The sequence below is a fragment of the Myxococcales bacterium genome, from assembly GCA_016706225.1.
Classification (GTDB): Bacteria; Myxococcota_A; Polyangia; order Polyangiales; family Polyangiaceae; genus JADJKB01.
The window spans coordinates 304,318-316,204 of record JADJKB010000021.1; the positions used below are offsets into that span (position 1 = coordinate 304,318).

11 protein-coding genes and 1 pseudogene are annotated in these 11,887 nt (G+C 68.2%); 4 read left to right on the forward strand and 8 right to left on the reverse strand.

Annotated elements, in window-relative coordinates:
• Window positions 1-18: 18 nt before the first annotated feature.
• Window positions 19-561, reverse strand: a complete 543-nt coding sequence (locus IPI67_26115) for a hypothetical protein (GenBank protein ID MBK7583657.1) — start codon at window positions 559-561, stop codon at window positions 19-21.
• A 115-nt stretch (window positions 562-676) separates the two neighbouring features.
• A complete protein-coding gene (locus IPI67_26120) occupies window positions 677-1,705 on the reverse strand; it encodes a UbiA family prenyltransferase (GenBank protein ID MBK7583658.1) in 1,029 nt (342 codons plus the stop codon).
• 131 nt (window positions 1,706-1,836) lie between these two features.
• Between IPI67_26120 and IPI67_26125 the strand changes: the two genes are divergently transcribed.
• Together IPI67_26125 and IPI67_26130 are read left to right on the forward strand one after the other, a co-directional pair.
• On the forward strand, window positions 1,837-3,381 hold the full coding sequence (locus IPI67_26125; GenBank protein ID MBK7583659.1) for a serine/threonine protein kinase: 1,545 nt from the start codon (window positions 1,837-1,839) through the stop codon (window positions 3,379-3,381).
• A gap of 107 nt (window positions 3,382-3,488) precedes the next feature.
• The gene (locus IPI67_26130; protein ID MBK7583660.1) at window positions 3,489-4,118 is read left to right on the forward strand and encodes a hypothetical protein; all 630 of its coding nucleotides are present in this window, start codon (window positions 3,489-3,491) and stop codon (window positions 4,116-4,118) included.
• A gap of 57 nt (window positions 4,119-4,175) precedes the next feature.
• Here IPI67_26130 and IPI67_26135 read toward each other — a convergent pair whose 3' ends face one another.
• Window positions 4,176-4,817, reverse strand: a complete 642-nt coding sequence (locus tag IPI67_26135) for a sel1 repeat family protein (GenBank protein ID MBK7583661.1) — start codon at window positions 4,815-4,817, stop codon at window positions 4,176-4,178.
• A gap of 97 nt (window positions 4,818-4,914) precedes the next feature.
• Between IPI67_26135 and IPI67_26140 the strand changes: the two genes are divergently transcribed.
• Window positions 4,915-5,901, forward strand: a complete 987-nt coding sequence (locus IPI67_26140) for a hypothetical protein (protein MBK7583662.1) — start codon at window positions 4,915-4,917, stop codon at window positions 5,899-5,901.
• A 15-nt stretch (window positions 5,902-5,916) separates the two neighbouring features.
• On the opposite strand, the gene IPI67_26145 is transcribed toward IPI67_26140, so the two are convergent.
• The 3 genes and pseudogenes from IPI67_26145 to IPI67_26155 form a co-directional block, all read right to left on the reverse strand.
• Entirely contained in the window at window positions 5,917-6,585 is a 669-nt protein-coding gene (locus tag IPI67_26145) for a hypothetical protein (protein MBK7583663.1), read from the reverse strand.
• Window positions 6,586-7,675: 1,090 nt separating this feature from the next.
• Window positions 7,676-7,774 (reverse strand): annotated as a pseudogene (locus IPI67_26150) (FAD-dependent oxidoreductase).
• Window positions 7,771-9,450: a glycerol-3-phosphate dehydrogenase/oxidase gene (locus tag IPI67_26155; GenBank protein MBK7583664.1), complete on the reverse strand. Its 1,680-nt coding sequence runs from the start codon at window positions 9,448-9,450 to the stop codon at window positions 7,771-7,773. The pseudogene IPI67_26150 and the gene IPI67_26155 overlap by 4 nt, the downstream one beginning before the upstream one ends.
• A gap of 35 nt (window positions 9,451-9,485) precedes the next feature.
• On the opposite strand from IPI67_26155, the gene IPI67_26160 reads away from it, so the two are divergent.
• Window positions 9,486-10,100: a hypothetical protein gene (locus IPI67_26160; protein MBK7583665.1), complete on the forward strand. Its 615-nt coding sequence runs from the start codon at window positions 9,486-9,488 to the stop codon at window positions 10,098-10,100.
• 46 nt (window positions 10,101-10,146) lie between these two features.
• Here IPI67_26160 and IPI67_26165 read toward each other — a convergent pair whose 3' ends face one another.
• Window positions 10,147-11,529, reverse strand: coding sequence for a metallophosphoesterase family protein (locus IPI67_26165; GenBank protein MBK7583666.1), 1,383 nt, complete (start codon window positions 11,527-11,529; stop codon window positions 10,147-10,149).
• A gap of 209 nt (window positions 11,530-11,738) precedes the next feature.
• The gene (locus IPI67_26170; GenBank protein ID MBK7583667.1) at window positions 11,739-11,879 is read right to left on the reverse strand and encodes a hypothetical protein; all 141 of its coding nucleotides are present in this window, start codon (window positions 11,877-11,879) and stop codon (window positions 11,739-11,741) included.
• Between the last annotated feature and the right edge of the window lie 8 nt (window positions 11,880-11,887).

The following is an 11,887-nucleotide window of genomic DNA, read 5'->3' on the forward strand; positions in this document are numbered from 1 at the left end:
GGCTCTTGCTCCGGTACGTCAGCGCCGCCGCGCGACCTTCTCGCGGGCCAGGCTCAGCAGGTTTCCGAACTTCTGAAAGTCCGCGCGCTGCGACTGCACGAACGAGTCGATGACGGTCTGCGCCACCAGCGCGAACGATACGAGGCGCTTGAGGCGGTCGGTCACGTGGCTTCGGCGCGCCGACCGCGGGGCGTCGTAGGCCGCCTCCGTCGCCTCCTCGAGCCGCGCCCGCACCCCCTCTGCCAGCGCGCGCTCTCGCTCGTTGACGACGCGCGAGATCATCTTCCAGAAGTCCGTCTCGGCCTCGTAGAACTCCTTGCGCTGGCCAGGTTGCCACACCCGCTTGACCACGCCCCACCGCTGCAGCTCGCCAAGCGTCGTCGAGACCGCCCCCGCGCTCATGCTCAGGCGTTCGGCAACCTCGGCGGCGGCAAGCGGAATGTCTTCCAGGTAGAGCACGGTCCACACCCGGCCCAGCGCCTTGCGGAAGCCCCAATGTTCAATCACGTCGCCGATGGCGTCGGCGGCCAGGAGCGCGGATCGCTGGAGCGGGTCGCTCATCGTTCCCTGAACTTTCAGAAGTTACTGAAAGTTCGTAAGCCGCCGCCGCCCGCCGGTCAAGCGACCGGCCGAAGAATCAGTGCGAAGATCGGAAAATCAGCGCTCGCCGCCTGGGTCAGGGGTTGGGCGAACGGGCAAACGCGGCTTCGACCAGCAGCCCGGCGGCGACCAGCGCGCCCACGGTTCCCCCGGCGCCGAAGCCGGGCAGCATCAGTGCGGCGAAGCCGAGCAGCGTGGAGTGCACGGCGAACCGATACCCGAGCAGCGCCCCGCGACGATTGCCCCGCCACAACGAAGGCGCCACCGACACCGCGAGCGCGAGCGCGGACGCGAACCAGAGCCAGAGCGCAGGCCCGCGCCCGATGAGACCGAGCACCGCAGCCGCGGAATACAAACTCGCACCGAGCACCGTTCGCACGCCGGAGCTCCCCCGCACTCCCGTCACCACGGCCAGGGTGTGATACCCGGCCTGGGCGTCGCCGTCCCGGTCCTTCTCGTAGTTGCCCTGCAGATAGAGCACCGCCAGCGCAAAGACCAGACCGATCACCGGCCAGGACACGCCGAGCACGGACACGAGCGGGAGCGCAGGCGCTGCGGCCGCGGCCCCCATCAGAGCGAGCAGCGCCATCAGCGCTCCGTGGGTCACGTTCCCGAGCACCGGCAGACCTTTGGCCGGCGCGTAGAGCAACATCAAGCTCGCGCTCGAGAGGGCAAAGACCCAGCCCAGCGGATGCACCACCGAGAGGGCAATCGCGACCAAGAGCCCGAGCAGCGACGCAACGAGCGCCGTTGGCCCTTCGGGCAGCAAACCCATGACCGCCGGGCGGTCCGGGGCGTCGATTCGGTCTGCGTCGACGTCGACCAGATCGTTGAGCAGCTGGCCGACGCCCCAACCGACGCCGACCGCGAGCGCCGTCAGCCACACTCGCCAGCTGCTCGCGCCTGCACTGACACTTGCTGCACCCGCGAGGGCGGCTCCGCAGGGAAACGCGAAGAAGTGGGCCCTCACGCCACGCAGCAGCGCAACGAAGAAGTCCGCGCGGCCAACCCCCAGGCTGCCTCGCCCGCGCAGACAAGCGCCCGCAAAACGCACACCGGCCGCCAGCGTGCCCGCGACCCCGCGAGGTCGCGGTTCGCCGGACATTCGGCCGGAGCTGGCAACGCTGGACCCCATGAAATTCAGCTGCGTGACGCTACCACCGTTTGCGGCAGGAGCGCGCGGTCAGGCCGACGCGGCGTGGGCTCGCGGCTGGCTTTTCGCGTACTCTGGCGTGCATGACTTGGCTTCGAGCCGGAGCCATCGTGGGGGACCGCTACGAGATCGAGGATCTCGTTGGCCAAGGCGGGATGGGCGTCGTGCTGCGCGCGCGCCATCGCTTCACCAACGAGCGAGTCGCGCTCAAGATGCTGCACCCGCACCTGTCGATGCGGGCCGATCTGGCGGCGCGCTTCCTGGCTGAAGCGCGCGCGCCGGCCGCCATCGGACACCCGGGGATCGTTCGTGTGCTCGACGCGGGCACCACCGAGCGCGGCGAGCACTACTTCGCCATGGAGCTCCTGGAAGGGGAACCGCTCGCGAGCATCATGCGCCGTGGGCCGATGCCCTTCGAGAAGATCCGCAACATCTGCCTGGACGTGCTCGATGCGCTCGGCAGCGCTCACGCCGCGGGCTTCATCCATCGGGACCTCAAGCCCGAGAACGTCTTCATCAACGCCGCCGATGGTCGCACCAAGCTGCTCGATTTCGGGATCGCCAAGTCGTTGGGGGATCTCGACAGCCAGTCCCACACCGCGACCGGCACGAGCATGGGCACGCTCCACTACATGTCCCCGGAGCAACTGAAGAACGCAAAACGCGTCGACCATCGGACCGATCTGTGGGCGGTCGGCGTCATGTTCTACCAGATGGTGACCGGGCAACTGCCGTACCTGAGTGAATCCGCCGGGGAGATGCTGCTGCAGGTTTTGTCGTCACCCCCACGGCCGCTGGAGGAGCGACTGCTCGAGGTCCCCGCAACGCTCGCCGCGTTTCTCGGGGCGGCCCTCGCGGTCGATCCCGTCCAGCGCTTCGAGTCTGCGGCAACGATGGCGGGCGCACTCCGCGCCATGCCGAGCGTCACACTCCGGTATCGGGAAGGTGTGGTCCCGAGCGAGTCGGGCGCTCACCACCCGGTCGCGCCGACGCTCACCGCGGGGCCCGGCACGCCGGGAGTCACGAGCCCGACGGACGAGAGACCTGGCTCCAGCCGCAAGCTTCTCTTCATCCTGGCCGGGGTCATCGTCCTTGTATTCGTGGTGCCGATTTTGGGCGGGTTTCTGTTTTGGTTTCCGAAGTACCTCGAGGACCGCACCCGGACAGCGGTCGCTACCCAGGGCGTCGCGCAGGGGCTCCCCTGCCCCGTCGCCTGCCACCGGATCAATCAGTGCGGCGCGGTGTTCAACCTCGCCGACTGCGTGGACTTCTGCGAAGCTTCGGCGCAAACGCGAGAGTGCGTGCGCGACGCCGATTGCGCCAAGGTTGGAGTGTGTTTCATCGAAGGCTACTGCGGCAAGAAGCCCAGCGGCACCTCGACCTGCCGGGAGGTGTTCGACGAGGAGTTCAAGTGCCCGGTCGAAGACAAGGCAGCGAACAAGGACTGTGTGTGTCGAGCGATGTACCAAGTTCGTCCGACCGATGCGGACAAGCTCGTGATCAACAACTCGTGCTCCTTCACCACCTGCCAGACAGAGTGCGCGGGGCTCTGGACGAGCCCGGAGGACTGTCGGGCGTGTTTCACGAAATCGTGTGCTCCGCAGGTCGCCGCGTGTCGCAACCGCTGACGGGGGCCGCACTTCGCGGAAAAAATGTCCTGGAAGGCTGGCGAAATGTCCGCGCTGCCGCTAAAGAATCGTCTCGGCGCCGACCTACGCGCCCGGAGGCCTCGACCATGCATACCCTACGCTTTGCAGCGCTCTCGTCCTGCTTGATCTTGGTGCCCGCGCTCGTCGCCTGCGGGAGCGACGACAGCAGCGGTGGCTCCGGTGGGAAAGCTGGCAGTGGCGGCAGCGGCGCGACCGGCGGCAGCGGCGGAACCGGCTCGGGCGGCAGCGCGGGCTCGAGCTCCGGTGGTAATGCGGGCTCGAGCTCCGGTGGCGGCGCAGGCAGCGGAGGCACGACTGCCGGCGGCGGCGCGGGAGGCAGCACCGGCGGCATGGCGGGCATGGCCGCGACCGGCGGCACCTCGTCGGACGGAGGCGGTTGCACGCCAACGACCACTCCGGGCGCTCAGGTCGTGGACTGCGCGGGCGCGACCATCGCCAAGACCATCGACATCGCCGGTTTCGCCTTTGCTCCGGCCACCCTGTCGGTCAGCGTGGGCGACGTCGTGAAGTTCGACAACAAGGACGCCTCCGGACACACGGCGACCTCGGGGGTTCCGGGGTGTGCCGACGGCAACTGGGACACCGGCAGCATCGGCGGAAGCACATCGAAGTGCGTCAAGCTCACCGCGGCCGGAAGCTATCCGTTCTTTTGCGCGATCCACCCGTCGATGACCGGCACGATCACGGCGAACTGACCGAGCGCCGGCAAGAACTCTTGGCCGGACCCGCCGGCACGAGTGCCAACCGGAGCGTCACTGTCCGATGACACCGAACGCGCCGTTGTCGCAGCCCGGCTCCTCGGAGCAGCGGGTCAGACAAGCCCCCGCTGGACTCTTCGCCGCGCACATCTCCGGCTGATTGCAGTCGCCAGTCTCGAGCGCCGCGCAGGCGCAGGGGCTGCCGAGCTCGCAGGCTCGTTTCAAGTACCCGCGGGCCTTCCCCCGAAGGTCTTCGACGAGCTTGCCCCGCTCTTCATCGCTGACCTCACCCTGGCCGGACAAGAGCTGATTGACGTTGGTCGAGAGCACGTAGGCGAGGCCGAAGCAGGCCGGTGCGAAGCGAAGCGTGCACGCGCGATCTTCCAGCGTGTCGCCCTTCAGCGCGTCCTTCGGCACGCCTTCCCCGCCGTAGTACATCATCGCCAGCGCGTCGCAGGCGCCAGCATGCGCGAGCTCACAGCTCTTCTGGTACGCGGCGGCCGCGCGGGTTGGATCCTTGGTCTGTCCATTCGCACCGTGACGCAAGTCCTCGGCGGCCGTGAAGCACGCCGCGGACGTGGCACAGGTCGGACCAGCAGGAGCCGCCGGTTTCGCCGGCGCCGCACCCGTGCCCGCACTCGCCCCGCAGCCAGCGACCGTGAGCCAGCCGAGCCAGGGAAACCACCAGAGCCGCATGCCCCGGCGTAACGGCGGACGGCCCGCAACGCAAGCGATTGGCAGCGAACTTCCAAGCGGCTTCCCCGACCGAGGCTTGTCCCCTACTCTCCCGTGCATGCGCTGGCTCTCGCTCGGAGCTGTGGTCGTCATCGTCGGTGCGCACGCGAGCGCCGGGTGCGGAAGTGATGACGGCGGAGGCGTCGCTGGCGGCGGCGGCGCAGGGGCGGGCGCTGGCGGAAGTGCAGGCACCCCGAGCGGCGGCTCCCCGAGCGGCGGCTCCCCGAGCGGCGGAGCCCCGAGCGGCGGAGCCCCAACCGGGGGAACCTCCGCAGGCGGCACGGGGGGCGACGATGGTGGCGCGACGGGCGGCATGGCCGGCTCCAGCTTCGGCGGCAGCGCCGGCTCACCATCGGATGCCGGCGGCCCCCTGATCTGCGCGAGCGGCACTGAGACCTTCAAGCTGACGGTCTCGCAAGCAGAGCAGTTCAAGCGCATCCCCCTGCCGCTCAAACCCGGCGTCGAGTATCGACGCGTGACCCTGCAGTTCGATTACGTGCCGACTGCGTGGAGCGGCACCTGTTACAACCCCGCCACGACGAAGAAGCTGGGCTTTCCGATCTTCGAGTCGCTGGTCGCGCTCAAGCGGGGCAACCACTGGTGCAAGGGTGGCGATCTGTTCGAGGTCACCTTGCAGGGTCCGGCCTCGGGTCACGGCGCCAGCAACAAGGCCGACGCGCAGACCTACTACAAAGCAAAACAGTTCACCGGCAGCGGCTGTGGCGGCTCCGACGTCGAGGCCAAGATTTTCAATGGCGCCCACGGCATCAGCGCGGGCACGGTGCAGTCGGCCACGATCACCTACGACCAGGCAAAAGGCACACTCGTAGCAGACGTCGGACCAAGCACTCACACGGGACCCATCAGCCCGCTCGCGAAGTTGATCGCAAACGGGTCGGAGCAGTGGAACGTGGTGTTCAGCTCCGACGGCGGGTTCCTGGAGTGCTACAATGCCCAGGGGCAGGCGGATCCCACGGCGCCCTGTTGCTGGGGCCCGAGCATCGGCTGGGTGTTCCAGAACCTGACCTGGGAAATCTGCTACTGAGCGCCGGCTCGAGGCTCAGAAGAGCGCGTCCATTGCCGGCGTGACCCGCTCGACGATGGCGCGGCGGCGCAGTTTCCACCTTGTGCACGCGTCGAGTCGACCGTGCTCCGCCATTCTTGCCGCGTCCGGATCTGCGTCGGGCTCTCGGTGTGCCTCGCCGAGCACGTCGGCAAATGCGGCGCGCACCGCGCTGCTCCACTCCGGATGTCCGGCCAGGGCCCAGCGAACGACCCGATAGGCGAGCTCCGAGTGCCGGGCTTCCGCTTCGGCGATCTCGTTCAGGAACCCTTGCAGCTCAACGATACCGGTGGCTTCCGCGGCCGCTCTGGCCACGAAGGCTGCGAGGGCGTCGCCCACACAGCCCGCGCGAACGGCCACCCGCATGAATTCGAGGGGCTCCGAACCCCCGAGCGCATCGAAGTCACTCGGCAAGCGCTCGGCGGTCACGGTCTCTCCACGGTAGAGGCTCGCGAAATGAAGACAGCGACGCGCGTGCTCGATCTCGTCGAGTGCTGCGCCGTGGGCGCCGCGGAGCAGGTCCGGCGGCGCGCCAAGGGCCATGAGCTGCAGCGAGAAGTGCGAGAACAGCGCGATGCCCTCGTGCTCCGCCCGGGCATCGCGGGCCCATCTGTCGGAGATCCGGCGCCGAAGCACCGGGCTGAGCTCCGCGATCGCCCGCTCCACGCTCAGTCCTCGGCTCTTGGTTTCACGACGGCGAGTCTCCCGTCGGCTGAGCTGCCGCCGCGCCGGCTGCGATCCCCGACGTCAGCGCGCGCAAGAAGGTGCGCGGGCGATCCGCAACGGCATCGCCCGCGACGAATATCCCAGCGGCGCCTCGCGCACGCGCACCCTCGACCCCGATGCCCACGCTCTCCAGGACCTGCACGCCATGCGCCGCGAAATCCACGCCGTGAAGGCTGGAGACCGAATCGACGGGTTGCCCATCGACCTCGATCACCACCGGCGCCTCCAGCGAGGCGTGGAAACACGCGCCGCCCGGATGATCGGGCCTGGGTGGATCGAGCAAGATGCCGGCGCCGAGCACTCCACCAATGGCCAGGACGACCCGATCGGCGACGATCGACTGCGAGTCTTCGAGCTCGAGCGTGAACCCCGAGACCCCTGGCTCGACGCGGAGCACTCGCCCCGGGCAAAGCTCGATGCCGAGCCCTTCGAGGAGCGCGGTGCGCGCCGCATCGAGGCGCGCGCCAGCGACGCCGCCCGGAGCGGACAGGGCCTCACCCACCGGTGCGCCGACCTCCGCCCCGAGAGCCTCCGCGACTCCAGATGAAGTGCCGAGCCAGGGTCCGAGCAACCAAGCCGACGCGTCGCCCCGATTGCACGAAAGCTCTGCGGCGAGCTTCTTCCGCTCCGCTTCGCCGTCGAAGCGCGACGCGAAATCGTAAGCGGGCAGATGGCGAACGTGCTCCTCGACGTCAGCGAGGATGGCCCGCGGTTCGAACCGGGTGAGGGTTCGCTTCGCCCACACCGAGTCGGCGAGACCGCGGCAGATCAAGCTCGCGTCCCAGTCATCCCGGGCCACGTCCGCCACGGCGACGAGGCCGCCAGCGAGCGGCGCGAGATCGAGCACCGCAGCATCTCGGCCGCGCGCGGAGCGCAACACGCCGGCCAACGTCGCCACCTGACAGAGGTTGTCATCGAGGCACAAACCGAGAGCCTGGCACAGCTCGCGCTCCTCTCGACCCGGGGAGTGGCTTCGCTCGAGCTCCCAGACATCGTAGTCCAGTGCGCCGCTCCAGAGCGCGCTGGCCCCCGGGCGGTCGTGCACCACGACGACGTCGGCACCCGCGCGTCGAGCTGCCCAGGCCGCTGCCGTACCCGCTACCCCCGCGCCGACGACCGCGACCTTCACGAGTCGTCCTCTCGGGGCTGGGTCCCGAGCTCCGAGCGCAGGTGAGCCAAAGACAAGGTCTCTTGCCGTGCCTGCTCCGGGCCGAGCGCCGCGATACGACGGCGGAGAGCTCCGTCGAGAAAACGAAGCGCGTCATGGCGGCCGGCTTCGGGGGATTTGCCCTTGATCGCTGCTACGATCGCTCCGCACTGGGCGGCGCAGCGCATGCCACCGCAGGAGCCGAGACCGAGCCGAGTCCGACGCGACACGTCCTCGACGGTGCACGCGAGCTCGTGCTCGACGACGTAGCGCACCTCCGCCTCGAGCACCGGCTCGCAGGCACACACGACGCGCGCCTCGCGGGGCTCCCTCGCGATGCGCTCCATGACCCGCAGCGCGCGACTGCCGTGGCGGAATTCGAGGCGCACGGCGGCGACGGGTTCGATCAACCCTTCGTCGGTGAGAGAAAGTGGATCGATCACCTCGTCGCCACCGGGTAGCGGCGAGACATGGGTCCGCTTGGCGCCCGTGTTACCGAGGCGCGCCGCGAGCACGTCGGTCATCTCTTCGGCGAAGATGCGATAACTCGCCAGCTTGCCACCGATCATCGAGTAGAGGCCGTCGGCGCCGTGCTCGGCGTGGTCGACGACCTCGTGCTCGCGGCTGAGTTTGTCCTCGTTCATCCCCCAGCCGTACAGCGTCGGGCGAACGCCGCCCCAGGTTCCGATGGCGCGTGCGCTGCGCACAGCCGGGAAGACCCGCGCCACGGCCTGAGTCAGGTAGCGGACCTCGTCGCCTGTCGCGACCACATCGTCGAGATCGCCGTAGTAGTCGTCATCCGTGGTGCCCAGCACGCTCATGTTCTGCCAGGGCAGCAGGAAGACCTGGCGCCCGTCGATGGCGGTGGCGACCACGGCGTAGTTGGTCAGCCTCCGGTCGAGAAAGACGTGGATCCCCTTGCCCGGGCGGATCCGCGCGGCCTTGGGCTGAAGCCCGGCCAGTGTGCTCGTGAGCGGCGCCCAGGCGCCCGTGGCGTTGACCACCACCTTGGCGGTGCGGATCCCGGTCTCGCCGGTCATCCGGTCCCTGTACCGAACGCCAGTGACGGCACCATCCTCGCGCCGCATCACCTCCGTCACCGTCGTGTGCACGAACACTTCAGCGCCGTTTTCCATGGCATCGACGATGCTGCCGATGCAGAGCCGCGCACCGTCGATGCCCCACTCGTCGAAAGAGATCCCGCCCACGGCGTCCGCGACCAGACCAGGTTCGAGCTGGCGCAGCTCGTCGCGACTGAGTCTCACGTGTGGTTTGCCGCGCTTGAGCTCCTGGTACTCGTCGTACAGGTCGAAGAATGCGTCGTACCCCGTCAGCGCGACGCTCGCCGGGTAACCTCCGCGCTCGATGGGGACGAGGAACGGAATGCGAAACAGCAGGTGCGGCGCGATGCGCTGAATGTGGCCCGAGTCGAGACACGAGGTGTGCGTCACGTCGGGGTCGTAGGTGAGGTAGCGCGGGCCACCGTGGATCATGCCGCTGGAGTTGCCGCTGGCACCGAAGGCGATGTCGTTGCGCTCGAACAGCGCGACCTTCAGGCCGCGCAGGGCGGCATCACGCGCGACTCCGCTGCCATTGACGCCGCCGCCGATGACAACGACGTCGACGTCGGGGCGGTCCGAGGAGGGCGCAACGGGCATGTCGCGAGCCACGAATTAGCAGGTTCGCGCCCCGAATGCGCGCTGAACCCCCGAAAATTGGGCCGGTCCGGACTGCCAGCGTAGCTTCCGAGGGTCATGAGCAAGCTTGGCCGGCGATTTCCCGCGCGGCGCTCGCCCTGTCACTGGTCGCCGCGGTCCTGTCCGTGGCGGCAGCGGCCGACGCGAAGGGGAAGTCCAAACACAAACGGGACCCGCGCCTCGCGCTGATCACCCCGAACGGCCAGCCAAAGATCAAGGTCGACCGGATCGACCTGCCCCCGGATGTGGCCGGAGCCAAGAGCTACAAACGGTTTCTCAAGAAGCGCCTGCTGCGCGAGGCGCGCAAGGCCAAGTGGGGCGCGGGGCGCAACAACCTGATCCAGTTCCGTTTCGGGATCTCCGAGCTGTCGGTCAGCGACGAAGGCGACGTGCTCCGTGTGCGCTGCACCGCGGTTGGCAAGTTGCCCCGCGGACGCGCCGCGAAGAGTCACCTCACCTTCTCGGGGGATCCGCGCAAACGTCGCCAGGTCATCGAGCGAGTACTCGAGATCGTCGCGCGCGGAGTCGTGACTCGCCTGGCAGAGCTCGAACGGATCCGACGCGGAGGCCTGTCGCGTTCGTTCGTGCGCGCGCCGCGCGTGGTCGACTGACCCGCTCCGACGCGGCGCGACGACTCCGCGCACTCGGACGCGAGCGTTACTTGGTGTACTCGAAGGAGTCGAGCTCCGTCCCGTCGAGGCGGAGGGCTTTGTAGCGCAGCGTCCGATCTTCGACCTCGAGGGTCAGGGAGTGGTTCACCTTCTCGGTCAAATACGCAAACGACGGGCAACTCGTCGGCGGGTCGACGCCGTACAGATCCCCGGAGGCTCCGCCGCTCACGACGTAGACCGTGCCGCTCTCGTTCACCGGGATCTTCTTGGGCCCACTCGCTGCCTCTACCCCGTCGGTGGTCCCGGGCGCAAAACCGCGGATGGGCACCGAGCGCTGGTAGTTGTGCACATGCCCGGCGAGCACCACGTCGACCTTCAGCTCGTCGAACACCGGTTGCCAGGTCGCTCGCGGCGCCAAGCTGTCACCCTGGTGTTTCGAACCACAGGTGTACGGCGTCGTGTGAAACACGGCGAACAGCCACGGGGTCTTCGCGCGGTCGACCTTCTTCACGTCTTCGCGCATGAAGTCCGCCTGCGCGTCCAGCTTCGCCGCTTCGCTGTCGAGCATCAGGAAGTGGGCGTTCCCGTAGTCGAACGAGTACCAGGCCTCACCCTGAGCGCCTTCGCCGGGGCTGAGCTCTTGGGGCAGCGCAAACTGCCCGAGGTAGTACACCGACAGGTTGTCGTGGTTGCCGTTGACCGGCATCAACGGGCGGGTCGCCAGCATGTCCTCGGTGGAGTACGCGCCCGTCTTGCCCTCGAACAGCGCCTCCCAGTGGGACTGGTTCGTGGTGTTGTCGATGAAGTCCCCCGTGAAGATCTGAAAGTCGATGCCCTGGGCCGCGGCTTGCTCCTGGATCTTGGCAAAAATGTCGGCGCCGCTTCGCGAGTCCCCGCTGACGGTGAACTTGAACTTGTCGGTCGCACCGCGCGCCGGCGCCGTCGCGACGTCGAACACACGACTCCACGCACCGGGACCGCCGACCTTGTAATAGACCGTGGTGTTCGCGGCGAGCCCGCAGACGTGCGTTTCATGGACCCGCAGCTTCTGATCCAAGAACAGCGGGCTCCCGAGCTGCATCGTGTGGCCCAGCTGCCGTTTCACTTTTCCGCCGGCCCCCTCCGCCGCCTCGACCTCCGCCTTGTCAGGCCCGTAGAGCACCTGCGTGAGCTTGGTATCGAGGTCCGTCGCCCAGTTCACCGCAAAGGTCGAGTCCGCCGGACCGGCCCAGCTCAGGTGCACGTGTTTGGGTGCCGGTTCGCCACCCGTGGCGTTCGAGCTCATGGCCACGTCCGCCAACTCGGGTGGAGAAACCGTGTAGGCGCAGCCCTCTGGCGTGTAAGGAAAACTCACGGGAGTGCTGGCGCTCGGCTTCTTGCTCCCGTCCTCGCTGCACGCGGTGGATAGGGCCACCGTGCCGAGGAGCATGCAGGACCGTAACGGGCGGACCCAAGCGCGCAGACGGGAAGCGCAAAGGAGCATCATCCCTTATCACCCCTGAAAACGCCGGGCGTCAATCCGCTCTGCGTTCATCGTGGAAGCGTGCGGGCGAGGCGCTGTGCTTCGCGTCGCCGGGCACACCCTGACAAGTGACGTCGCCGCGTGCGTCGCAGGTGGAGGCGAGCAGGATGCGAAACTCAAAACACGAAGCTGAGCCCGGCTGGTTTCTTCTTGCCCCGCGCTGCGTTCGGTGCGCCGCGCCCGGGCGCCAGTACCACCAGATTGACCACGACCAGCGCCGCGCCAACCACCGCAACGCCGAGCGACACATTGGTCAAATTGCGCG